This is a genomic window from Massilia sp. TWP1-3-3 (assembly GCF_049897805.1).
Lineage (GTDB): Bacteria > Pseudomonadota > Gammaproteobacteria > Burkholderiales > Burkholderiaceae_D > Telluria_A.
The window spans coordinates 114,584-138,147 of record NZ_JAFCWX010000014.1 but is presented as its reverse complement, the minus strand read 5'-3'; the positions used below and the strand labels follow the sequence as shown (position 1 = coordinate 138,147).

At 62.0% G+C, this 23,564-nt stretch carries 25 protein-coding genes; 16 read left to right on the top strand and 9 right to left on the bottom strand.

The annotated features are described in order from the left end of the window. Positions 1–88 precede the first annotated feature (88 nt). Entirely contained in the window at positions 89–472 is a 384-nt protein-coding gene (locus tag ACP7D4_RS15965) for a TipAS antibiotic-recognition domain-containing protein (protein WP_426210029.1), read from the bottom strand. Between the two features lie 107 nt (positions 473–579). On the opposite strand from ACP7D4_RS15965, the gene ACP7D4_RS15960 reads away from it, so the two are divergent. Further along, positions 580–735, top strand: coding sequence for a hypothetical protein (locus tag ACP7D4_RS15960; protein ID WP_426105377.1), 156 nt, complete (start codon positions 580–582; stop codon positions 733–735). 30 nt (positions 736–765) lie between these two features. Here the strand turns inward: ACP7D4_RS15960 and ACP7D4_RS15955 are convergent, their stop codons facing one another. Continuing rightward, positions 766–1,911 (bottom strand): HAF repeat-containing protein, encoded by a 1,146-nt coding sequence (locus tag ACP7D4_RS15955; protein ID WP_426210027.1) that lies wholly within the window; start codon positions 1,909–1,911, stop codon positions 766–768. A 123-nt stretch (positions 1,912–2,034) separates the two neighbouring features. Continuing rightward, complete coding sequence (locus tag ACP7D4_RS15950) at positions 2,035–2,436, bottom strand: iron chaperone (RefSeq protein ID WP_426105375.1); 402 nt, start codon at positions 2,434–2,436, stop codon at positions 2,035–2,037. A gap of 258 nt (positions 2,437–2,694) precedes the next feature. On the opposite strand from ACP7D4_RS15950, the gene ACP7D4_RS15945 reads away from it, so the two are divergent. Beyond that, positions 2,695–4,476, top strand: coding sequence for a zinc-dependent metalloprotease family protein (locus ACP7D4_RS15945; RefSeq protein ID WP_426105374.1), 1,782 nt, complete (start codon positions 2,695–2,697; stop codon positions 4,474–4,476). A gap of 22 nt (positions 4,477–4,498) precedes the next feature. On the opposite strand, the gene ACP7D4_RS15940 is transcribed toward ACP7D4_RS15945, so the two are convergent. Then, the gene (locus ACP7D4_RS15940; RefSeq protein WP_426105373.1) at positions 4,499–5,086 is read right to left on the bottom strand and encodes a YdcF family protein; all 588 of its coding nucleotides are present in this window, start codon (positions 5,084–5,086) and stop codon (positions 4,499–4,501) included. Next, positions 5,083–5,331 carry an accessory factor UbiK family protein gene (locus ACP7D4_RS15935; RefSeq protein WP_426105372.1) on the bottom strand — a complete coding sequence of 83 codons (249 nt, stop codon included), beginning with the start codon at positions 5,329–5,331 and terminating at the stop codon, positions 5,083–5,085. Before ACP7D4_RS15935 ends, ACP7D4_RS15940 begins: the two co-directional genes overlap by 4 nt. Positions 5,332–5,607: 276 nt before the next feature. Between ACP7D4_RS15935 and ACP7D4_RS15930 the strand changes: the two genes are divergently transcribed. From ACP7D4_RS15930 to ACP7D4_RS15875, 12 genes are all read left to right on the top strand, one after another. Further along, positions 5,608–6,357, top strand: a complete 750-nt coding sequence (locus ACP7D4_RS15930; RefSeq protein WP_426105370.1) for a TorF family putative porin — start codon at positions 5,608–5,610, stop codon at positions 6,355–6,357. Between the two features lie 12 nt (positions 6,358–6,369). Continuing rightward, complete coding sequence (locus ACP7D4_RS15925; RefSeq protein ID WP_426105368.1) at positions 6,370–6,708, top strand: P-II family nitrogen regulator; 339 nt, start codon at positions 6,370–6,372, stop codon at positions 6,706–6,708. Positions 6,709–6,720: 12 nt separating this feature from the next. Continuing rightward, positions 6,721–8,268 carry an ammonium transporter gene (locus tag ACP7D4_RS15920; protein ID WP_426105366.1) on the top strand — a complete coding sequence of 516 codons (1,548 nt, stop codon included), beginning with the start codon at positions 6,721–6,723 and terminating at the stop codon, positions 8,266–8,268. 152 nt (positions 8,269–8,420) lie between these two features. Beyond that, positions 8,421–9,719 carry a glutamate--cysteine ligase gene (gene gshA, locus ACP7D4_RS15915; RefSeq protein ID WP_426105364.1) on the top strand — a complete coding sequence of 433 codons (1,299 nt, stop codon included), beginning with the start codon at positions 8,421–8,423 and terminating at the stop codon, positions 9,717–9,719. Positions 9,720–9,884: 165 nt separating this feature from the next. Further along, positions 9,885–10,832 carry a glutathione synthase gene (gene gshB, locus ACP7D4_RS15910; protein WP_426105363.1) on the top strand — a complete coding sequence of 316 codons (948 nt, stop codon included), beginning with the start codon at positions 9,885–9,887 and terminating at the stop codon, positions 10,830–10,832. 1 nt (position 10,833) lies between these two features. Then, complete coding sequence (locus ACP7D4_RS15905; RefSeq protein WP_426105361.1) at positions 10,834–11,241, top strand: PTS sugar transporter subunit IIA; 408 nt, start codon at positions 10,834–10,836, stop codon at positions 11,239–11,241. A gap of 68 nt (positions 11,242–11,309) precedes the next feature. Then, positions 11,310–11,579 carry an HPr family phosphocarrier protein gene (locus ACP7D4_RS15900; protein WP_426105360.1) on the top strand — a complete coding sequence of 90 codons (270 nt, stop codon included), beginning with the start codon at positions 11,310–11,312 and terminating at the stop codon, positions 11,577–11,579. A gap of 71 nt (positions 11,580–11,650) precedes the next feature. Then, a complete protein-coding gene (ptsP, locus tag ACP7D4_RS15895) occupies positions 11,651–13,402 on the top strand; it encodes a phosphoenolpyruvate--protein phosphotransferase (RefSeq protein ID WP_426105359.1) in 1,752 nt (583 codons plus the stop codon). 82 nt (positions 13,403–13,484) lie between these two features. Continuing rightward, positions 13,485–14,603, top strand: a complete 1,119-nt coding sequence (metX, locus tag ACP7D4_RS15890) for a homoserine O-succinyltransferase MetX (protein ID WP_426105397.1) — start codon at positions 13,485–13,487, stop codon at positions 14,601–14,603. Next, positions 14,600–15,217 carry a methionine biosynthesis protein MetW gene (metW, locus tag ACP7D4_RS15885; protein WP_426210025.1) on the top strand — a complete coding sequence of 206 codons (618 nt, stop codon included), beginning with the start codon at positions 14,600–14,602 and terminating at the stop codon, positions 15,215–15,217. Before metX ends, metW begins: the two co-directional genes overlap by 4 nt. A 73-nt stretch (positions 15,218–15,290) precedes the next feature. Then, positions 15,291–16,304 (top strand): M48 family metallopeptidase, encoded by a 1,014-nt coding sequence (locus ACP7D4_RS15880; RefSeq protein ID WP_426210023.1) that lies wholly within the window; start codon positions 15,291–15,293, stop codon positions 16,302–16,304. Between the two features lie 27 nt (positions 16,305–16,331). Next, positions 16,332–17,219, top strand: coding sequence for a pseudouridine synthase (locus ACP7D4_RS15875; protein WP_426210021.1), 888 nt, complete (start codon positions 16,332–16,334; stop codon positions 17,217–17,219). A gap of 4 nt (positions 17,220–17,223) precedes the next feature. On the opposite strand, the gene ACP7D4_RS15870 is transcribed toward ACP7D4_RS15875, so the two are convergent. Further along, the gene (locus ACP7D4_RS15870; RefSeq protein WP_426105353.1) at positions 17,224–17,994 is read right to left on the bottom strand and encodes an exodeoxyribonuclease III; all 771 of its coding nucleotides are present in this window, start codon (positions 17,992–17,994) and stop codon (positions 17,224–17,226) included. Positions 17,995–18,064: 70 nt separating this feature from the next. Between ACP7D4_RS15870 and pyrE the strand changes: the two genes are divergently transcribed. Then, a complete protein-coding gene (gene pyrE / locus ACP7D4_RS15865) occupies positions 18,065–18,727 on the top strand; it encodes an orotate phosphoribosyltransferase (RefSeq protein ID WP_426105351.1) in 663 nt (220 codons plus the stop codon). A gap of 29 nt (positions 18,728–18,756) precedes the next feature. Here pyrE and gatB read toward each other — a convergent pair whose 3' ends face one another. The 3 genes from gatB to gatC all read right to left on the bottom strand — a co-directional run bounded on the left by gatB (position 18,757) and on the right by gatC (position 22,091). Further along, on the bottom strand, positions 18,757–20,217 hold the full coding sequence (gatB, locus tag ACP7D4_RS15860) for an Asp-tRNA(Asn)/Glu-tRNA(Gln) amidotransferase subunit GatB (RefSeq protein ID WP_426105349.1): 1,461 nt from the start codon (positions 20,215–20,217) through the stop codon (positions 18,757–18,759). Between the two features lie 75 nt (positions 20,218–20,292). Continuing rightward, positions 20,293–21,768 carry an Asp-tRNA(Asn)/Glu-tRNA(Gln) amidotransferase subunit GatA gene (gatA, locus tag ACP7D4_RS15855; RefSeq protein WP_426105348.1) on the bottom strand — a complete coding sequence of 492 codons (1,476 nt, stop codon included), beginning with the start codon at positions 21,766–21,768 and terminating at the stop codon, positions 20,293–20,295. 20 nt (positions 21,769–21,788) lie between these two features. Further along, a complete protein-coding gene (gene gatC, locus ACP7D4_RS15850; RefSeq protein ID WP_426105345.1) occupies positions 21,789–22,091 on the bottom strand; it encodes an Asp-tRNA(Asn)/Glu-tRNA(Gln) amidotransferase subunit GatC in 303 nt (100 codons plus the stop codon). Between the two features lie 322 nt (positions 22,092–22,413). On the opposite strand from gatC, the gene ACP7D4_RS15845 reads away from it, so the two are divergent. Next, on the top strand, positions 22,414–23,457 hold the full coding sequence (locus ACP7D4_RS15845; protein ID WP_018057985.1) for a rod shape-determining protein: 1,044 nt from the start codon (positions 22,414–22,416) through the stop codon (positions 23,455–23,457). Positions 23,458–23,564 lie beyond the last annotated feature (107 nt).

The following is a 23,564-nucleotide window of genomic DNA, read 5'->3' as shown; positions in this document are numbered from 1 at the left end:
GGTCATCGGCCGGATCACATCGAGCCGCGCGGCAGATTGCATAATTGGGTCTGGAAAAACCAGGTGCCCGACGACGCCAACCTATGAGCTACAGATTGCGCTGGGCGAAGACAAAGATGGCCTCGCCAAGGAAATCCACCATGAGAGGGTGAAAGGCATTGTGATAAGCCTTCATATCCGGGTTGTCCTGATAAAACAGGCCCAGCCCAATGTAGGCCTCCTGTGTGGGCGAGTAGAACCGGACAGCGATTGAATAGTGACGTGACATCAAGGCCTGCACTTGCGGCGACGTTGGCAGCGAATCGTCCACTAACGGCGCCAGCTCCTTGTACAAGAGGTCCCAGTCGATATGCACTTGCTGCTTGTCGACGTGCGACCAATTTTCTGTTTCAGCAAGCGACTTCGTTTGCTGCTCATGAAGCGCATACCTGCATTGTTCGAGGTATTCTGGGGTGGAATTTTTAAGTGTCATGGAAATCCAATTTCGGAAAATGACTATTGTGGTACATGTCGCAACCAAGTGGCGAGAAGTTCCTGCAATGGGGTTGTGTTGGAAAAGCGCATGTCAGGCAAGTCAACATGCAAGTGATGCGCAAGTATCGCCGCCTGTGCATTGCGCACACGCGGAGCGAGCTCGTCATTTATGAAAGCTGCATGCCCGACCCGAGCGCATTTGATGCGCTGTGCAGGGCCTTCGCAGAGCGCATGGCAATCGTCAACAAGCCGCTCGCGTAAAGCCAGGCCCGGCAATCGCGGGGACGCTCGCTACTGCTGAACCGGATGCACCACTTCGCGCGCCTGTGCCTGCGCCTCTGCCTTGGCCTCGGCCTCGCTGATGGCCGGTGCCAGCGTCGCGGCATCGGCTTCCAGTTCCGGCACGCGCGCGGTCATCGGCCGGATCAGGTCCAGGCGCACGGCGTACTGCACGCCGTGGCGCATGGCGTTGGCGGCAATCTGGCCCGCGTCATTGATCGCTTGCGGGGAAAAGATATCCCAGTGCAGCGCCGGGTCGATCAGCGCATTCAAGCTTTGCATCCGTCTGCCGCGATACACAAAGCCCGAAAGATGGTTGCTGGAACCGACCACATGGCCGTGGCAGTTGATTCCGGCTCCGGCGCTGTCACGCTCGGCGCTAACGGGGCGCCCGTCCAGGTCGATCATCCGTCCGTTCCTGTACAGATACGCGATGCGATTGTGCGGCCCGTACGGTACCGACATCGACCCGGTAATCTGCCCACAATCGTTGATCGCCTCGCCATAGTTGGGCGCGAAGCCAAAGTCGCCCAGGTCCCGCATCACGCCTTGCGACCAGGTAAAGGCGCGCAAGGGCTGGTCAGGGAAGGTGAGCGGTCCCGAGGCGCCGGCGATCGTGTTGTGGTTGTTGATGGCGCTGGCGTACGCGATCGGGTCATCGAAAGGCAGCGTGCCGATATCGGTCAACTTGCCGTCCGGCGCGCGCAGGAAACTACGCGGTCCGACCATACCTTCCCGGGTGCCCTGGGCGATGATGAAGCCGCCATTATTGATGTCCGTATAGCGCGTGCTGTGGCCGGGAATGATGCCGATGTCGCGCCGCGTTCCCGCGTAGTAAATCAAGCCGCGCACTTGCCCGGCGGTCGTGGTCCATTGTCCCAGTATTTGCCCCTTGTCGTTGATGGCAGCGGCATTGCTCGACGTGCCGCCAAACGTGCCCAGATACACCACGCCCTTGCCGCGATTGAAGAAGCCGCGCGGCGAGCTGCCGTTGATGTAATAGTCGCCGGTGACGACGCCATCTTTGTTAATGTCGGTGGCGTAGCTGTTGGCAGGGCCGACCACCGTGACGCGGTATTCGGGGTAGGCCCAGGCGGCATTGGCCAGGCCAACGGTGAGGCACAGCATGATGCGGGAAAGACGATGGTGCGCTTGCATGGCATTCTCCAATAATTGGTCGCGGCAACTGCCGCCGGGCCTGGCGGTCGCCGGCCCTCAACCAATCTAAGGCCCGCCGCTGCGGGCGCCCTTGGGAATGCACAAGGCAGTGCACCGGTCTCATCAGCTAGCAGGCGCTGGCACAATGTTGCGAAATTTGCGCCAGAAAGTAACACAGTGCGCCTTGTCCGCGAGATTAAATTCAATCATTTTTCCAAGCAGTGAAAAGTCGACCGGACGGTCCCACGGAAAGCGCACCAGCATCTTGCTGCGCTGAAAGCCGGCGCGCAGGATGTTCTGCGAAAAATGGGTGATGCCAACCAATTCCCGCGCAACGGCCATATGCTGTTTGGCCACGCTGAAGCCGATGATGAAGGTGCCGTGATCGGTGAACATGGGCTGCTTCCACGCGATGGTTGGCGTGAGCTGCGGGAAAGACGCCGTGACCCAGGCCAGCACGTCGTGCATGCGGGCACGCTGTTGCTGGTCGGCGATGTGCGCCAGGTAGTCGGCAAACACGTCCATGTGGTCTCCTTGATGCAGGTCTCCTCGCTGCGGCTTGACTATACCGCCTTGTCGCCGTGCCGTTTGCACCGGTGGCCGGCGCCGCTGTCGATCCATCACCAGTCGTGGCATCGAGAACAAGTCCCTTACTGAAGTGCCACTTTTTAGTTGCCGTGTGGATACACTTCCGGACGATCGCGATATTTCTCTAGTGAAACAAGCTCGACCCTTGATATAGTTGCTCCAAGGTATTTTCCTGGTCCTCGATCGGAGTCTTGCATGCATCCATCATCCACACAACGGCTTGCCGCTGCCGCCGCCGCGGTCCTGCTTGCCACTGCCATCGCACCTGGCGCGGCACTTGCGCAAACGGCCGCCGGGCGCAGCGTGCGCGCGCCGGTCAAGCCAGCTTTTCCCGCGCTGCGCCTGGAGGAAAAAAGCAATGGCGAGCAAGCGGTCGCCAGGCTCGGCGCGCACCTGCCGGCAGTGGCAGCCCATTACGGCAAGAGCGCCAGCGAATTTTCCAGGCAACTGCGCACCGACCGTTCCGCCTGGGTCGACAAGAGCGGCCGCCTGGTCTTCATCGAGCAGGGCTTGACCTCATCCGGCTCGGACCTGGCCGTCTCGAATGTGATCTATCCGCCCGAACAAACCTTCGTGCTGCACTCGCGGCCGGGTTCCAAGCGCAAGATCTACCTTGACTTCAACGGCCATACCACCACCGGGTCGGCCTGGAACACCAGTTACGCACGCGACCCGATCGTCAGCCCCGCGTTCGACCTCGACGGCGTGCCCGGCACCTTCAATACCAATGAACTGGCGCTCATCCAGAACGTGTGGCGCCGCGTCGCCGAAGACTATGCGCCGTTCGATGTTGACGTGACGACCGAGCAGCCCAGCGTCGACCAGATGACCCGTGTTTCCAGCACCGACGACACCTACGGCGCGCGCGCGCTGATCACCAAAAATTTCACCGTTGGCAGCAACAAGGGCAATTGCAACTGCGGCGGCTTTGCGTATGTGGGCGTGTTCGACCATACCGTCGAAACCTACAAGACCGCCTTCATTTTCCAGGACATGCTGGGCAACAGCGAGAAAAACATTGCCGAGGCGGTCTCGCACGAAGTCGGCCACAACCTGGGCCTCAGCCACGACGGCACGGCCACGCTGGGTTACTACAGCGGCCACGGTTCCGGCGCGACCGGCTGGGCGCCGATCATGGGCGTGGGCTATTCGAAGGAACTGGTGCAGTTCAGCAAAGGCGAGTACACGGGCGCCAACAACAAGGAAGATGATTTCCTGGTCATGCAAAGCAACGGCGTGCTGTTCGCCGCCGATGATTTTGGCAACACCATGGGCACGGCGCGCGCGCTGTCGCCGACCGACCTGAACGGCATGAGCTCTTACACCATCAATGGCGTGGTGGAAACCCCGCTTGACACCGACGTGTTCAGCCTGCGCGCGGCGGCCGGCACCGTCACGATCAACGCCACGCCGTTCCAGCGTTCGCCCAACCTCGACATCCTGATCACGCTGCGCGACGCTGCCGGCGCCGTGCTTGCCCAAGCCAACCCGGCCGCGCTGCTCAGCAGTGCGATCAGCATTGCGGTACCGGCAGGCCAGTATTACCTGTCGATCCAGGGTGCCGCCAATGGCAACCCGCAAGGTACCGGTTACAGCAGCTACGGCAGCATCGGCCGCTACACCATGACGGTGAGCGCGCCGACGGCCAGCACGCCGCTGCTGGCCATGCATGTCGAGACCATCACCATGGCGCTTGGCACGGGCAGTCGGGCAGGCGAGTCGTATGCGCAGGCCGGCGTTGCCGTCAAGGACAGCAATGGGCGCGTGATTGCGGGCGCCACGGTGTCGGGTAACTGGAGCGGCATCGTGGCCGGCGCGGCGGTGGCAACGACGAATGCCGCAGGCGTGGCCTTTGCCAGTTCGCCGCTGGTCAAAAGCGGCGGCACGTTCACCTACACGGTGACGGGCATCAGCGCGCCGGGCTACGCTTACGAGCCCGTTTATAACCGGTTGGGCAGCAACGCAATTACGCGCTGAACGAACGCAGCGCAGTCTGCGTTCAGGGATGGCGGCTATTCAGCCAGTAGGCGGGCAGGGCGGCTACTTCGCGGGCGATCGAATACAAATCGCGCAGTTCAAAAAAATATGCGTGCGCCGAGCCGATACGGGCAATGTTGTAGCGCCGCAGCGCCAGGCGGGTGCGTGGTACATGGAAGTATTGGCTGACGACGGTGACGCTCGTAAAGCCATGGCTGGCCATCAGCCTGGCGCAATTGCGCGCGCTCGCGTCAGTGGTGTTGCCCGCGCTGTCAACAAGGATGGCACTGGCCGGCACGCCTTTTTTCAGCAGGTAAGCGCGCATCACGGCTGCCTCGTCGAAGCCTTCGACGCCGGTGCCGCCGCTAACGATCAGGTGCGCGAACACGCGCTGCGCATACAGATTTGCCCCGCGGTCCAGCCGGGCGGCGAGCCGGGCTGACGGCTGGCCGTCCAGCTCGACCTTGGAACCGAGCACAATGCCCACGTCGGTGGGGCGCAAGTCGTCCGCCATGCCGGCCGCGCTGATGCCAAGGCCCGCCAGCAGCAGCAGCGCCGCGCCACCCAGCACCCCCAGCCCCGCTTTCCTGAACAGGGAAGCGGGCGTCACACTTTCTGGCTGGCCAGGCTTTCTTCGAGCTGTTGCACGCGCATCTCGAGCGCTTCGAGCTTGGCGCGCGTCTTGGCCAGTACCTGGTTCTGGATGTCGAACTCTTCGCGGGTGACCAGGTCGAGCTTGGAAAAGCCCTGGGTCATCATCGCCTTGACGTTTTTCTCGATGTCCTTGGCCGGCGAAGACTCGATGGCCTGGTTGATCTTTCCTTGCAAGTCGTTGAAAAAACTATTCATATCCATGTCAAATCCTTGTGAGTGACTATTCGCACCGTTGTGGTGCCCGCACCGCATCAAGTTGGTGCGATCCTGGTGTTTTCCGACCCCTGCCCACCGGGTTTTACAATTTATTATGAGCAAGTAAAGGAGGCCAGGCGCAAAAACAAGTCCTGCGACGCCGTTTTGGAGCTGGCACGACTTCTGCTAAAGAAGCAGTAGCCGAGTGATGCTTCACCGATGCTCCACCCAGGATTTTAAACCGCAACCGCGCCACACGTTCAAACCATTAGGGAAATCGCAATGAAAAACCTGACCACCAAGTTCTCGCTCGCCGCCGCGCTCACGCTCGTCCTGTCCACACTCGGTGCTTCAGCCGCCCAGGCTGCCGATGCCGTTCCTGAGCATGCGTTGACCTACAATGCGGCCGTGACCACCGATTATCGCTACCGCGGCCTGTCACAGAGCCGCCTGCAGCCGGCCCTGCAAGGCGGCGCCGACTATACCCACAGCCCGAGCGGCCTGTACGCCGGCGTTTGGGCATCGACCATCAAGTGGACCCATGACCTGGGCGCCGACGGCAACGTCGAAATCGACCTGTACGGCGGCAAGAAAGGCGAAATTGCCCCCGGCCTGAGCTATGACGTGGGCGGCCTGTACTATGCTTATCCGTCCTACAACCTCGATCCCGATGCGAACACCTTTGAACTGTACGGCCAGCTCGGCTACGGCCCGGCCTATATCAAGTACTCGCGCTCGACGACCAACCTGTTCGGCACCGCCGACACCAAGGGCAGCGGCTACCTCGACGTGGGCGCCAACATCGAACTCTCGCCGGGTTTGATGCTGAACCTGCATGCGGGGCGCCAGATCGTCCGTCACTTTGGCGTGCTGAGCTACAACGACTACAAGATCGGCGTCACCAAGGATCTGGGCTTTGCGTCGCTGTCGCTGGCGGTGGTGGACACCAGCACCGATATTTACGTCAGTGCCCGCAATGGCAAGAACCTGGGCCGCACCGGCGCCGTTCTGACCCTTTCCAAAACTTTCTGATCGAGGCAGCGCATGAAACTCATTACCGCCATTATCAAGCCGTTCAAGCTCGACGAAGTGCGCGAAGCGCTGTCGGCCATCAACGTGCAAGGCATCACCGTGACCGAAGTAAAAGGTTTCGGCCGCCAGAAGGGCCACACCGAGCTGTACCGCGGCGCCGAATACGTGGTCGACTTCCTGCCCAAGACCAAGATCGAAGCGGCCGTCGACGACGCCATCGTCGAGCAGGTGATCGAAGCGATCGAATCGGCTGCGCGCACCGGCAAGATTGGCGACGGCAAGATTTTTGTTTATAACCTGGAACAAGTCGTGCGTATCCGTACTGGCGAAACCGGCAACGAAGCTCTTTAAGGAGAAAGTTCGATGAACAACACGATCACAAAATGGCTGGGTGCGGCGGCCCTGCTGTTCGCCTTCAGTGCGCTGCCGGTGGCGGCGCAAAACGCGGCCCCGGCCGATGCGCCGGCAGCAACGGCAACCGTAACGGACCCGGCCGCAGCTGCGGCGCCCGCAGCCGCGGTTGCTGCGCCGGCTCCCGCAGCAGCAGTTGTTGCAGCTGCGCCAGCAGCCCCGGCTGCCGCGCCGGTGCCCAACAAGGGCGACACCGCCTGGATGTTCATCGCCACCATCCTGGTCATCCTCATGACGATCCCCGGCTTGGCGCTGTTCTACGGCGGCCTGGTGCGCACCAAGAACATGCTGTCGGTCTTGATGCAAGTATTTACCGTGTTCGCGCTGATCATCGTGTTGTGGTGCATTTACGGCTACTCGATTGCGTTCACCGGCGGCAATGCCTTCTTTGGCGGCGCCGATCGTCTGATGCTGGGCGGTATCTTCGATCCGATCAAGGGCACCTTCGCCTACGCTGCCACGTTCAGCAAGGGCGTCGTCATTCCCGAGTTCGCCTTCGTCGCGTTCCAGGGCACATTTGCCGCCATCACCTGCGGGCTGATCGTCGGCGCCTTTGCCGAGCGCATCAAGTTCTCGGCCGTGCTCGCTTTCATGGTGCTGTGGTTCACCTTCAGCTACCTGCCGGTAGCGCACATGGTCTGGTTCTGGACCGGCCCTGACATGATCACCGACGCCGCCTCGGCAGGCATCGAAGGCGCCAAAGCGGGCTGGCTGTTCCAGAAGGGCGCGCTCGACTTTGCAGGCGGCACCGTGGTCCACATCAACGCGGCCATCGCCGGCCTGGTGGGCGCGATCATGATCGGCAAGCGCGTCGGCTATGGCCGCGAAGCCATGGCGCCGCACTCGCTGACCATGACCATGATCGGCGCTTCGCTGCTGTGGGCCGGCTGGTTCGGCTTTAACGCCGGTTCGGCCCTCGAAGCGGGCGACGTTGCCGCGCTGGCCTTCATCAATACGCTGCTGGCCACCGCCTGCGCCACCATGTCGTGGATGTTCGGCGAATGGATCACCAAGGGCAAGCCATCGATGCTGGGCGCCGCTTCCGGCGCCGTGGCCGGCCTGGTGGCCATCACCCCTGCGGCCGGTTTCGTCGGGCCGATGGGCGGTTTGGTGATCGGGTTGCTGGCTGGTATTATTTGCCTGTGGGGTGTGAATGGCCTGAAACGCCTGATCGGTGCCGACGATGCACTAGACGTGTTCGGCGTGCACGGCGTGGGCGGCATTCTGGGCGCCTTGCTGACCGGCGTATTTGCCTCGCCGTCGCTGGGCGGCACCGGCATCTGGGATTATGTGGCGAACAAGCCGTCGGCCGACTATTCGATCAGCGGCCAGGTGATCACGCAGGCAACCGCCGTCGGCACGACCATTCTCTGGTCGGCCGTGGTGGCCTTCATTGCCTACAAGCTAGTGGACCTGGTCATCGGTCTGCGGGTACCGGAAGAAGAAGAGCGGGAAGGTCTGGACATTACCAGCCACGGCGAGTCGGCCTACCATTCCTGATTGCTTCTGACCTTCGGCCCGCGCAAGCGGGTCGTCCGGGCGCCCCACGGGGCGCCTTTTTGCGTTGATGGGCCCCGAAACACTTTAAAATAAGGAATCCGCCCCGACTTATGCGGAACACATTATCGATGAAGCCTTAAGGACGTCACTCCATGGTTCCCCACCTCGCCACAGCCCTCACCGGCCCGCTCCTCGACCTCGAGAAAAAAATTCTGGGGGCCACGCCCGCCATCGAGCGCTGGTTCCGGATGGAGTGGCAGGAACACACGCCGCCGTTCTATTGCTCGGTCGACCTGCGCAACGCCGGCTACAAGCTGGCCCCGGTCGATACCAATTTATTCCCCGGTGGATTCAACAATCTTGCCACCGAGATGCTGCCGCTGACCGTGCAGGCGGCCATGGCGGCGATCGACAAGTATTGCCCGGACGCGCGCAACCTGCTGCTGGTGCCCGAAAGTCACACCCGCAATCCTCACTACCTGCAAAACGTCGCGCGCCTGATGCAGATTTTCCGCCAGACGGGCTTGCACGTGCGGCTCGGCTCGCTGTCGCCGGACATCACCCAGCCCACGCCGCTGGCGCTGCCTGATGGCAACATGCTGGTGATCGAGCCAATGGTCAGGTCAAGCAATGGGCGCCGGCTGGGGCTGGTGGACTTCGATCCGTGCACCATTTTGCTGAATAATGATTTGTCGGCCGGCATCCCGGCGATCCTGGAAAACATCCATGAGCAGTCGCTGCTGCCGCCGCTGCATGCCGGCTGGGCGCTGCGCCGCAAGAGCAACCACCTGGCCGCCTACGATGAAGTAGCGAAAAAATTCGGCAAGCTGATCGATGTCGACCCGTGGATGGTCAATCCCTTCCACGCCAAGTGCGGCGAGATCAATTTCCAGGAAGACAACGGCTCCGAATGCCTGGCCGACAATGTCACCATGCTGCTGGCCAAGATCCGCAAGAAGTACAAGGAATACGGGATCAAGGAAAAGCCCTTCGTCATCGTCAAGCCCGATGCTGGGACCTACGGCATGGGCATCATGACGGTGCGCGACGCGAGCGAAGTGAAGGACCTGAACCGCAAGCAGCGCAACAAGATGTCCGTGATCAAGGATGGGGTCGAAATTACCGACGTCATCATTCAGGAAGGCGTGCCGACCTTTGAAAGTGTTCAGGATGCGGTGGCCGAACCGGTGGTGTACATGATCGACCGCTATGTGGTGGGCGGTTTTTACCGGATCCATGCCGAGCGCGGGGTCGACCAGAACTTGAACGCCCCCGGTTCGCAATATGTGCCGCTGGCGTTTGCCCAGCAGCATGCCGTGCCGGACTTGAAAGCCAAGCCGGGGACGGCCGCGCCCAACCGGTTTTATGTATATGGGGTGGTGGCGCGTCTGGGCTTGCTGGCCGCGTCGCTGGAGATGGAGCGCACGGATCCCAATCCCGAGGTGTATTGACGCGTTCCTGGCGGCGCTTGGCGCAATGCGCTGCGCTGTTGCGCCCTACGGATAGACGGGATTTGCCGCGCATTGCGCCGCGTTCCCGCGACCTGATCTGCCCTTGTCAAGCCAACATTGCCGTTTCCGGCTAAAATCAGCTCATTACCCCCACTGGAAACGTCCATGAAAATCGCTTTCCTCGCCGATCCGCTGGCAGGCTTCAAAACGTACAAGGATTCGACCTTCGCCATGATGCGCGAGGCGGCCCGCCGCGGCCACACGATCCACGCGTTCGAGCAAAGCGACATGGCGCTCGACGAAGGCGTCGTCACGGCCAACGTGGCCCACATTACCCTCACCGGCCAGCTTGACAACTGGTTCGTGCCCGCTCCCAAGGCCGCCTGCCGCCTGTCCGAATTCGACGCCGTCCTGCAGCGCAAGGATCCGCCCTTCGACATGGAGTACGTCTACGCGACCTACCTGCTCGAACTGGCGCAAAACCAGGGCGCGCGCGTGTTCAACAAGCCATCGGCAATTCGCGACCATAACGAAAAGTTGGCGATCGCCCAGTTCAGCGAATACACCTCGCCCACGCTGGTCTCGTCCGATCCGGCGCGCCTGCGCGCTTTTCACGTGCGCCACCAGGATGTGATTTTCAAGCCGCTCGACGGCATGGGCGGCGCCGGCATTTTCCGCATCAAGAGCGACGGCATGAATCTCGGTTCAGTCATTGAAACCTTGACCCTCAACGGCGCGCGCACCATCATGGCCCAGCGCTACATCCCTGAGATCGTCAAGGGCGACAAGCGCATCCTCGTCATCAATGGCAAACCGGTGCCGTTCGCGCTGGCGCGCATCCCGCAGGGCGATGAAATCCGCGGCAATCTGGCCGCCGGCGGCGTGGGCGTGGCGCAGCCGCTCACCGCGCGCGACCGCCACATCGCCGAGGCCATCGGGCCGATTCTGGCCGCGCGCGGCTTGCTGCTGGTAGGATTGGATGTGATCGGCGAGTGCCTCACCGAAGTGAACGTGACCAGCCCGACCTGCTTCCAGGAGATCACCGACCAGAGCGGCTTTGACGTGGCCGCGATGTTCATCGATGCGCTGGAGCTGCAGGCAGGGCGGGCATAATATGGTCGGCATCCTGTTGCTGACCCACGCGCCGCTGGGGCAGGCATTCATCGCCGCCGTGGCGCACGTGTTTCGCGGCCCCACCGAGCGCTTCGAGGCGATCGACGTCAACGCCGACCAGGATCTGCTCGAAGTGAACGCCATGGCGCGCGACGCGATTACCCGTCTGGACGACGGCAGCGGCGTGCTGGTGATCACCGACATCAAGGGTGGCACGCCGGCCAATTGCTGCAACAGCCTGGCCGACGCCGGCCGGGTGGAAGTCATCGCCGGCATCAGCCTGCCGATGCTGCTGCGGGCGATCACGTACCGGCGCGACACGCTCGACGTGGTGGTCGAAATGGCGCTGGCCGGCGCGCAAAGCGGCGCGGTACGGGTCGACAACCGGGTCCGGGTAGGTCCGGCGTAAAGTTAAGGGCGCATCGGCCATAGGCTGTTGCATGGGCATCGAGACCTTCAATAAAGACGACAACAAAAATGATTCAACAAGATCTTGAGATTATCAATAAACTGGGCCTGCACGCGCGCGCTTCGGCCAAGTTCACCCAGCTGGCCGCCAGATTCAAGAGCGACGTCTGGCTGACCCGCAACGCGCGCCGCATCAACGCCAAGTCGATCATGGGCGTGATGATGCTGGCCGCCGGCAAGGGCGCCAAAGTCTCGCTGGAGGCCGACGGTGCCGATGAAAAGGAGTGTGTCGAGGCGCTGGCCGCGCTGATCAACGACAAGTTCGGCGAAGGCGAGTAATGCCGCTGGACCGTACGGCAGGCCGCTTAATAGCAGGAAACCCAGGACACTTCGGACACCCAGGACTACCAATGGCATCGTTCACGCTCCACGGCATCCCCGTCTCCCGCGGCATTTCGATCGGGCGCGCGCACTTGCTCACGCCTGCCGCGCTGGACGTCAAGCACTACCTGGTGGCCGAAGAGCAGCTTGAGAACGAAGTGCGGCGACTGCAAGATGCGCTGGCCGACGTGCACCGCGGCCTGCAGGCCCTGTGGACCGACCTGCCGAAAGACGCCCCCACCGAACTGGGCGCGTTCATCGACGTGCATGCGCTGATCCTGTCGGATCCCATGATTTCCGAAGCGCCGCTCGACATCATCCGCACCCGCCACTACAACGCCGAATGGGCGCTGGTCACGCAGATCGACGAACTGTCGGCGCAGTTCGACGAGATTGAAGACGAGTACCTGCGCGAACGCAAGGCCGACATCCAGCAAGTGGCGGAGCGCGTGCTCAAGGTGCTGATGGGGACCGCGCAGCTGGCGAGCGCACCGGCCACGGGCGACCAGTTCCAGCCGCAGATGATCGTCGTCGCGCATGACATTTCGCCGGCCGACATGCTGCAGTTTCGCGACCGCTCCTTCATCGGTTTTGTGACCGACGTGGGCGGGCAGAATTCGCACACCGCCATTGTCGCGCGCAGCCTGGATATTCCGGCGGCGGTCGGCATGTCGCAGGCCTCCTCGCTGATCGAACAGGATGACTGGGTCATCATCGACGGCGACGCCGGCGTCGTCATCGCCAACCCCAGTGCGCTGGTGCTCGACCAATACCGCGCGCGCCAGGGCGCCATGCTAAAGGCGCGCAAAAAGCTCCTCAAGCTCAAGAAAACCCCCGCCGTCACGCGCGACGGCACCACCATCACGCTGCACGCGAACATCGAGCTGCCCGACGACTGCCCCGGCGCGCTGGAGTCCGGCGCCGAAGGCGTGGGCCTGTTCCGCTCCGAATTTCTGTTCATGGCGCGCGCCGGCCACGCGCACCGCATTCCCAGCGAAGACGAACAGTTCGAGCAGTACAAAAAGGCCGTGACGGCCATGAAAGGGCGCCCGGTCACGATCCGCACGCTCGACATCGGCGCCGACAAGCCGCTCGACCAGAGCGAGCACACGGCGCTCAACCCGGCGCTGGGCCTGCGCGCGATCCGTTACTGCCTGGCCGAGCCGCAGCTGTTCCTGACGCAGTTGCGCGCCATTTTGCGCGCATCGAGCTTTGGCAAGGTGCGCCTCTTGATCCCGATGCTGGCGCACGCGTTCGAGATCGACCAGTCGCTGGCCATGATCGAGCAGGCCAAGGCCCAGCTGCGCGAGGCCGGCCACAAGTACGACGCGGCCATTGAAGTGGGCGCCATGATCGAGATCCCGGCGGCCGCGCTGGCGCTGCCGATGTTCGTCAAACGCATGGACTTTCTGTCGATCGGCACCAATGACCTGATCCAGTACACGCTGGCGATTGACCGCGTCGACTACGAAGTGGCGCACCTGTACAACCCGCTCCATCCGGCCATCTTGCAACTGATTGCGATGACCATCATGGCCGGCAAAAAGGCCGGCATCGACGTGGCCGTGTGCGGTGAAATGGCGGGCGACACCAAGCTCACGCGGTTGCTGCTGGGCATGGGGCTGCGCGAATTTTCCATGCATCCGGCGCAGCTGCTGTCGGTCAAGCAGGAAATCCTCAACTGCGACCTGACCACGATCACCCCGCACACGCGCAAGATCTTGCGCACCATGGAGCCGCACTTAATTGCGGAAGCGGTCGAACAGCTACAGATTATTTGATACGGTTTTCTGCAAGTTTATCCATATATTGAATCACTTAGCGAGCCACATGCAATCCATTGGAATCGTCACACCCCAAACGATGCGCTTTGCCGAGCCTTTGCAACTGCAGGGCGGCGCGGCGCTGGCCGACTACACGCTCATGTACGAGACCTACGGCACGCTCAACGCCGAGCGCTCCAACGGCGTGCTGGTATGCCACGCGCTCAACGCCTCGCACCACGTGGCCGGCATGTACGAAGGCGACCAGAACCCCGGCTGGTGGAACAACATGGTCGGCCCCGGTAAACCAGTCGACACCAACCGGTTTTTTGTCATCGGCGTCAACAACCTCGGTTCGTGCTTCGGCTCGACCGGCCCGATGCACGACAATCCGGCCACCGGTAAGCCCTATGGCGCATCGTTTCCCGTCGTGACGGTGGAAGACTGGGTGGCCGCGCAGGCGCGCCTGGCCGACCAACTGGGCATCGCGCGCTTTGCCGCAGTGATGGGCGGCTCGCTGGGCGGCATGCAGGCGCTGGCCTGGAGCATGATGTACCCGGAGCGCCTGGGCCACTGCGTGGTGATCGCCTCCACGCCCAAGCTGTCGGCGCAAAACATCGCCTTTAACGACGTCGCGCGCCAGGCCATTTTGTCGGACCCCGACTATCGCGGCGGCGACTTTTACGCGCACGGCGTGGTGCCAAAAAACGGGCTGCGCGTGGCGCGCATGGTGGGCCACATCACCTACCTGTCGGACGACGACATGGCCGAAAAATTCGGCCGCAAGCTGCGCAACGCGGGCGAAGGCAACAAGTACAAATTCGACTTTGGCGTCGACTTCGAAATCGAATCCTACCTGCGCTACCAGGGCGACAAATTCTCCGAATACTTCGACGCCAATACCTACCTCTTGATCACCAAGGCGCTCGATTACTTCGATCCGGCGCGCGCCTTTGACGGCGACCTGACGCGCGCGCTGGCCGCCACCCGCGCCGAATTTTTTGTAGCCTCCTTCTCCACCGACTGGCGCTTTTCGCCGCAGCGCTCGCGCGAGATCGTGCAGGCGCTGGTGTGCAACCGGCGCCGCGTAACCTACGCCGAAATCGACGCCCCGCACGGCCACGACGCCTTCCTGCTGGAAGACGCGCGCTACATCAACATGGTGCGCGCCTATTACGAACGCATCTGGGACGGCCTTGCCGCGAAAGGCAAGCCATGAACTTTAACGACCTGTCCACCCTGCGGCCCGACCTGGCCTTTATCGCGCACTGGGTGCGCGAGGGTTCGCACGTGCTTGACGTGGGCTGCGGCGACGGCGCCATGCTGCACTACCTGCAAAGCGGGAAACAATGCACCGGCTACGGCATTGAAATTGCCGACGCTTCGCTGCTGGCCAGCGCCAAGCGCGGCATCAACGTGATCCAGCAGGACATGGAAAAAGGTTTGTCGATTTTTGGCGACAATTCCTTCGACACCGTGCTGTGCCTGTCGTCGCTGCAAATGATGCAGCACGTCGAGCCGCTGCTGCGCGATATCGTCCGGGTTGGCAATGAGGCCATTGTCTCGTTCCCCAATTTCGCGTACTGGCCGCACCGGGTGGCGCTGATCAAAGGGCGCATGCCGGTGTCCAAGTCGCTCCCTTATCAGTGGTACGACACGCCCAACGTGCGCTGCGCAACCATTTATGATTTTGAGGAACTCGCCGCCGAATGCGGACTTGAAGTACTGGAGCGGGTGGCGCTGGTCAATGGCAAGCCGGTCTCGTTCTTGCCCAACCTGCGCGGCAGCTTGGCAGTATTTCGGCTGCGCAAAAAAACACCTGTCGTGCCGTAGGCGGTATCGTGTGCCTCAAAGCAGCATTTCCTGCGATGATAGTGTTATCAAGTTCACAGCATGGAATACCATTATGAATCAATTAAAAAAAGTCACCCTCGCCATTGCTTTGATCGGCTGCGTCGGCGCTACTAACGCGCAGCAGAGCTTGCCGCGCCAGATATCGTCGGTCAGTTCCGAACAGACGCCCGAACGCAATACCGAACAGGCGCCCGAACGCAATACCGAACAGGCGCCCGAGCGGGCCAGCCAACAGACGCAGGGGCGCAATAGCGGGCAGGCTACGGTGCAAGATGGCATCCAGCTGCGCCCCATGCCCAAATGGCGCAAGATTGCCTCTGCCGAGACCATGGAAGCGCAATCGAAAGAGCAGTATCTGCAGCTGATGCAGCAAGCCCAGAGCAAGGGGGCGCTGGCGCCGGCCAACAATGCGCAAGTGATCCGCCTGCGCAGTATCGCCAAGCGCATCATCCCGTACACCACGCGCTGGAATCCGGAGGCGGCCAACTGGAACTGGCAAGTCAACCTGCTCGGTTCGCAGCAGGTCAACGCTTTTTGCATGCCTGGCGGGCGCATTGCGTTTTTCAGCGGCATCCTCACCACCCTCAAGCTGACCGACGATGAAGCGGCCGCCATCATGGGCCACGAAATCGCCCACGCGCTGCGCGAGCACGGGCGCGAACAGATGGTCAAGTCCACCGCCACCAATGTTGGCGCGCGCCTGGGCGGCGCCTTGCTGTCATCCTGGCTGGGCATTGACCCCAACATCACCGGTACCGTTGCCCAGTATGGCTCGCAACTGGCCTCGCTCAAGTTTTCGCGCGACGACGAGCGCGAGGCTGACCTGATCGGCCTGGACCTGGCGGCGCGCGCCGGCTACGACCCGCGCGCCGGCGTGGTGCTATGGCAGAAAATGGCCGCCTCCAGCAAAGGCTCGCCGCCGGCCTGGATGTCGACCCACCCGGGCGGTCGCGAACGCATCGAGCAGATGAACAACCACATGAACGTGCTGCTGCCGCTGTATGCGCGCGCCAAAGGCACCTCGGTCAATGGCCTGCCGCCGTACCGCACGACCGCCATGAATTAAATGGGCGGGCCTGCCGACGCCAGTGCGATGTTGTTGCCCTTGTTGCCCATGCGCGACGGCGTGGCGCCCAGCTACATGTGGGTCCAGGAGCTCGCTCCCGGCCCGGCGCTGGCCTATCTGCTGGCGCGCTTTGCCGACGTGACCGAGTCGACCTGGCGCGACCGCATGGCGCGCCGCGAAGTGATCGACGGCAGCGGCGTGGTACTCGGCCCCGACAGCCTGCTGCGGCGCGGCTTGCGCATCTGGTACTACCGCGAGCTCGACGACGAAACCCCGATTCCATTCGAAGAGCAGATCCTGTACCGCGACGCGCACCTGCTGGTGGTCGACAAGCCGCACTTTCTGCCGACCACGCCGGGCGGGCGCTTCCTGCACGAGTCGCTGCTGGTGCGCCTGAAGCACAAGCTGGGCGAAGAGCAGCTCATTCCCATCCACCGGCTCGATCGCGAGACCGCCGGCGTGGTGCTGTTTTCGCTGCGCGCCGAGAGCCGCGGGGCGTACCAGTCGCTGTTCCAGCAGCGCAGCGTGGGAAAAGTGTATGAAGCGCTGGCGCCGGCGATGCCGGATCGGGCATTCCCCTTCATCCATCGCAGCCGGATGGTCGACGGCACGCCGTTTTTTCGCATGGAAGAAGCGCCGGGCGAACCGAATTCCGAAACGCTGATCGATGTGATTGAACCGCGCGCGGAGGGCATGCTGTACCGGCTGCAGCCGCGCACGGGGCGCAAGCACCAGCTGCGCGTGCACATGGCGGCCCTCGGCGCACCGATTTTGAACGATGCGTTCTATCCGGTCGCCCTGCCGATCAAGGAAGATGATTTTATCAATCCGCTCAAACTGCTGGCGCGCGCGATAGCGTTTGACGATCCGGTGAGCGGTGAGCGGCGGCGCTTTGAAAGCGTCCGCACGCTCTGAACGATTACAGCGAGTAGTCGATAATCAAGGGCGCATGGTCGGAGAACCGTTCATCCTTGTACACCGACACCGCCTTGGCCTGCGCCGCGATGCCGGGCGTGGCGACGTGATAATCGATACGCCACCCCACGTTCTTGGCATACGCCTGGCCGCGATTGCTCCACCAGGTGTACTGCTCCGGGCGCTTGTCGATGCCGCGATGGACGTCCACGAATCCCAATTCGTCGAACACGCGCGTGAGCCAGGCGCGTTCTTCCGGCAGGAAGCCTGAATTCTTCTTGTTGCCTTTGAAGTTTTTCAGGTCGATTTCATGGTGCGCGATATTCCAGTCGCCGCAAATGACCACTTCGCGCCCTTCCTTGCGCAGCTCGAGCAGATGCGGCAGGAAAAGCGCCATGAAGCGGAATTTCGCTTCCTGGCGTTCGGGCGAGGACGAGCCGGACGGGCAATAGACCGAAATGATGGTCAGGTTGCCGAAATCGGCGCGCACGTAGCGCCCTTCCGCATCGAATTCCGGGCTGCCGAAGCCGACCCGTACCGCATCGGGCTTGGTGCGGCTATAGATGCCGGTGCCCGAATACCCTTTTTTCTCGGCGTAATGGAAGTGGCCGTGGTAGCCGCCCGGCGCGAGGAAATCCTCGGTCATGTCGGGCAGCTGAGCCTTGAGTTCTTGGACGCAGACAAAATCGGCGGTTTGGGAGGCCATCCAGTTGAAAAAGCCTTTTTTGTGAGCGGAGCGGATCCCGTTCAGGTTGGCGGAAATAATTTTTGGCATGGTTCCAGGGGGAGGGGTGGCGTAAAATACGGCCAGTTTCTAACAATGAATTCAACAATGAGGCAATAACGTGAACAATTTGCGCCAACAGTTTATCGCGTTTTCGGTGTCCACGGGTGTGCTGCGTTTTGGCAACTTCACCACCAAAGCGGGGCGCCAGTCGCCGTATTTCTTTAATGCCGGCCTGTTCCATGACGGCGCCACCCTGGCCCGGCTAGCCCAGTTTTACGCACAGACGCTGCTCGACTCGGGTGTGCAGTTCGACATGCTGTTCGGGCCGGCCTACAAGGGCATAACGCTCGCGTCCGCCACCGCTGTCGCACTGGCCGGCAAAGGGCACAACACCTCGTTCGCCTTCAACCGCAAGGAAGCCAAGGACCATGGCGAAGGCGGCACCATCGTCGGCGCCAAGCTTGCCGGCAAAGTGGTCATCATCGACGACGTGATTTCGGCCGGCACCTCGGTGCGCGAATCGGTGGACATGATCCGCGCCGCCGGCGCCGAGCCATGCGCCGTGCTGATCGCACTGGACCGGATGGAGCGCTCCGGCAAGGACGGCGAGCTGTCGGCCAGTTCCGCGGTACAAGAAGTCAGCCAGGAATTCGGCATCCCGGTCGTATCGATCGGCAACCTCGACGACCTGTTCAGCTACCTGAACGGCGCCGGCGCCGACCCCGAGCTGCTGCAATACAAGGACGCCGTCTCCGCCTACCGCACCCGCTACGGCATCTGACCCCGGTTGTGTAGCAACTTTTTTGCTGCTTAACCGGCCAGCTTTTTCTTCAGCAGTTCCGTCAGCTGGGCCGGGTTGGCCTTGCCTTTGGAGGCTTTCATCGCCTGGCCGATGAGCGCGTTGATGGCCGCTTCCTTGCCGGCGCGGTATTGTTCGACGGATTTCTCGTTGGCGGCCAGTACGTCGTCCACGATCTTTTCCAGCGCGCCGCTATCCGATATCTGGCGCAAGCCCTTCTGGTCGATGATGGCGTCGGCGATGTTTTCGTCGCTCGACTTCGCTTCCCACATCGCCGCAAACACTTCCTTGGCGATCTTGTTCGAGATGGTGCCGTCGGCAATGCGTTTTAACAGCAGCGCCAGCTGCGACGCTTCCACCGGCGAATCGGCAATATCGACGCCTTCGCGGTTCAGCGTCGAGGCGACGTCGCCCATCAGCCAGTTGGCGGCAAGCTTGGCATTTTCCTTGCCGGCCTTGGCCACCACGGCTTCAAAAAAGCCGGCCATCTGCTGCGACGACGTCATGATCAGGCTGTCGTATTCGGGCAAGGCGTAGTCGCCCACGAAACGCGCGCGCATCGCGCCCGGCAGCTCGGGCATGTCGGCCTTGATGCGGCTGATCCAGTCTTCCGATATCAGCAGCGGCGGCAAATCGGGGTCGGGGAAGTAGCGGTAGTCCTGCGCGTCTTCCTTGCTGCGCATCGAACGCGTTTCCTTGCGGTCCGGGTCATACAGGCGCGTGGCCTGCACTACCCTGCCGCCGTCTTCGATCAGTTCGATCTGGCGCCGCACTTCCACGTGCACCGCCTCTTCAATGAACCGGAACGAGTTCAAATTCTTGATCTCGCAGCGCGTGCCAAATTCGGTCTGCCCCACCGGCCGCACCGATACGTTGATGTCGCACCTGAACGAGCCTTCCTGCATGTTCCCGTCGCAGATCCCCAGCCACACCACCAGCGAATGGAGCGCCTTGCAGTACGCGACCGCTTCGGCGGCGCTGCGCATTTCCGGCTCGGAGACGATTTCCAGCAGCGGCGTGCCGGCCCGGTTCAAGTCGATCCCGGTCATGCCCGCATAGTCTTCGTGCAGCGACTTGCCGGCGTCTTCTTCGAGGTGGGCGCGGGTCAGGTTGACGGTGCGCGTTTCGAACTTGCCATCCTTTTCAAAACCGAACGTGACCTTGCCGCCGATGACCACCGGGTCGGCGAACTGGCTGATCTGGTAACCCTTTGGCAGGTCCGGATAGAAGTAGTTCTTGCGCGCGAAAATGGACTCGGGTGCGATGGTGGCGCCCACCGCCAGCCCAAAGCGGATCGCGCGCTCGACGGCGCCCTTGTTCATCACCGGCAGCACGCCCGGCAGCGCCAGGTCGACCGGGCTGGCCTGCGTGTTCGGCGCGGCGCCAAAGGCGATCGCACTGCCGCTGAAGATCTTGGAGTTGGTCGTGAGTTGCACGTGGTTCTCGATACCGATGACGACTTCCCATTGCATAGTATTCTCTCTGTTGTCTTTTAGCGTAAGCGTTTTAGCTTGAGCGTTTTAGCTTGTGCGTTTTAGCTCGAGCGTTTAAGCGCCGGCAGGCGCGCGGGTATGCCAGTCGGTCACTTGCTGGTACTGGTGCGCGATACCCAGCAGCTTCGCTTCGGCGAAATAGTTGCCAATGATTTGCAGGCCCACCGGGCGGCTGCTGTTTTTCTCGCCTTGGCCAAAGCCGCACGGCACCGACATGCCGGGTAAGCCTGCCAGACTGGTCGAGAGCGTGAAGATGTCGGCCAGGTAGTTGGCCACCGGGTCGTTCGATTTCGCGCCCAGGTCCCACGCCACGGTCGGCGCCACCGGCCCCATGATCACGTCGCACTGCTCGCCCAGCGCCGCCTTGAAGTCGTCGGCGATCAGGCGCCGGATCTTCTGGGCCTGCACGTAATAGGCGTCGTAGTAGCCGTGGCACAGCACGTAGGTGCCGACCATGATGCGGCGCTGCACTTCAGCGCCGAAACCCTCGGCGCGGCTCTTCTTGTACATATCGTTCAGGTTGGTGTATTCGGCGGCGCGGTGCCCGTAGCGTACGCCGTCAAAGCGCGACAAGTTCGACGAGGCTTCGGCCGGCGCGATGATGTAGTACACGGGAATCGACAGCGCCGTCTTGGGCAGCGAGATGTCAACCAGCGTGGCGCCCAGCTTGACGAATTCCTCAAGCGCTGCGCGCACGGCCTGTTCCACATCGCTGGCCAAGCCTTCGCCGAAGTATTCCTTCGGCAGGCCGATGCGCAAGCCCGTCAAGGGTTGGTTCAGGTCGCGCGTAAAGTCTTCGCGCACATTGCCCTGTTCGGCCGTCAGGCTGGTCGCGTCGCGCTCGTCGAAGCCGATCATTTCATTGAGCAGCAAGGCGCAGTCTTCGGCCGTTTGCGCCATCGGCCCGCCCTGGTCGAGCGAGGACGCAAACGCGATCATGCCGTAGCGCGAGACGCGCCCGTAAGTTGGCTTGATGCCGGTCACGCCGCAAAACGCGGCCGGCTGGCGGATCGAGCCGCCGGTGTCGGTGGCGGTAGCCGCCGGCGCCAGGCGCGCGGCAATTGCCGCAGCCGAGCCGCCCGAGGAGCCGCCCGGCACCGCCAGCTTGTCCCACGGGTTCTTGACGGCGCCAAAGGCCGAGTTCTCGTTCGACGAGCCCATCGCAAATTCGTCGCAATTGAGTTTGCCCAGCGTGACCATGCCGGCCATGGCGAACTTGTCGACCACGGTGGCGTTGAAAGGGCTGGTGTAATTGGCCAGCATGTTCGAGCCGGCCGTCGAACGCCAGTCGCGCGTGACGAAAATATCCTTGTGCGCGATCGGGATCCCGGTCAGCACGCCCGCGCCGCCACCGGCCAGGCGCGCGTCGGCGGCCGCCGCCTGGGCCAGCGAGAGGGCAGGGTCCACGTGCAAAAAGGCGTTCAGGTCGCTCGCTTGCGCGCGCTGCAGGTAATGCGCGGTCAGCTCGGTGCTCGATACTTGTTTTGAATGCAGCAGCGCGGACAGCTGTTTTAATGTTTTGGTATGCATGTCTGATAGTCGGTTCGTATTTATTCAATAACCTGCGGAACCAGGTACAGGCCGTCCTGGACTTTCGGTGCGCTCAATTGATAATCGTCGCGCCGGTTTTCTTCGGTGACCTGGTCTTCGCGCAGGCGCAGCGGCAAATTGCCCAATAAGGCGGCCAGCGGCTGCGATAGCGGCGCCACCCCGGTGGTATCGATTGCCTGCATTTGCTCGGCCAGTGCGAAAATGCCGTTCAATTCTGTCAATGCCACCTCGGCATGGGCGTCGTCCATGTGGAGCTGGGCCAGGTTGGCAATGCGTTTTACGTCTGAAAGCGTGAGAGACATGGCGGGATGCACGGGGCGGACCGTGTTCAAAATGTTATGGAAATGGATAGTGAAATTTGAATAACAGTGCGCTAAATCGGATAAAAGCTTGTCAATGCCGCCGATTTCACTGTGGAGTCAGGCGCGCAATACACCGGTTTTTCAGCAATTAACGCCTAAATTATAAGGTAGAATGGCGGGCTAATGCGTTGACGGCACCGAATAGGGTTCGCCGCAGCATCAGCAAGGCCGCGCCGGTGCGGGTACGTGCAAGCGCGCAGCCTGTGTTTTATGCAGTTTCCATATTAATGATCACGCGCAGCGCTTGCGCATCAGGACACACATGTTTGGTTTTTTACGCAGCTATTTTTCGAACGATCTTGCAATTGACCTGGGTACGGCAAATACACTGATTTATGTACGCGGCCTGGGCATCGTGCTCGATGAGCCGTCGGTCGTCGCAATCCGCCAGGAAGGCGGCCCGAATGGCAAAAAAACGATCCAGGCAGTGGGCAAGGAAGCCAAGCAAATGCTGGGCAAGGTACCGGGCAATATCGAGGCGATCCGCCCCATGAAAGACGGCGTGATCGCCGACTTCACCGTCACCGAACAGATGCTCAAGCAGTTCATCCGGATGGTGCACGACTCGAAATTCTTCCGTCCTTCCCCGCGCATCATCATCTGCGTGCCTTGCGGCTCGACCCAGGTCGAGCGGCGCGCGATTCGCGAGTCGGCGCTGGGCGCCGGCGCTTCGCAGGTCTACCTGATCGAAGAACCCATGGCAGCGGCCATCGGCGCCGGCTTGCCGGTGTCGGACGCCACCGGCTCGATGGTGGTCGACATTGGCGGGGGCACCACCGAAGTGGGCATCATTTCGCTCGGCGGCATGGTCTACAAGGGTTCGGTGCGCGTGGGCGGCGACAAATTCGACGAAGCCATCGTCAACTACATCCGCCGCAACTACGGCATGCTGATTGGCGAGCAGACCGCCGAAGCGATCAAGAAGGCCATCGGTTCGGCCTTCCCCGGGTCGGAAGTGAAGGAAATGGAAGTCAAGGGCCGCAACCTGTCCGAAGGCATTCCGCGCTCGTTTACCATTTCGTCCAATGAGATCCTCGAAGCGCTGACCGACCCGCTCAACAACATCGTCTCGGCCGTCAAGAACGCGCTCGAGCAAACCCCGCCGGAACTGGGCGCCGACATCGCCGAAAAAGGCATGATGCTCACCGGCGGTGGCGCCTTGCTGCGCGACCTGGACCGCCTGCTGATGGAAGAAACCGGCCTGCCGGTGCTGGTGGCCGAAGATCCGCTCACCTGCGTGGTGCGCGGTTCGGGCATGGCGCTCGAGCGCATGGACAAACTCGGTTCGATCTTCTCGTACGAATAAAGCACTTGGCCGGGCGGTGGCTGTTCCAGCTGCACCGGCTGCACCGGCCGCACCGGCCGCCTTGGCCGCCTTGGCCGCCTTGGCCTCTGGTGCCGCGCGCCGTCATT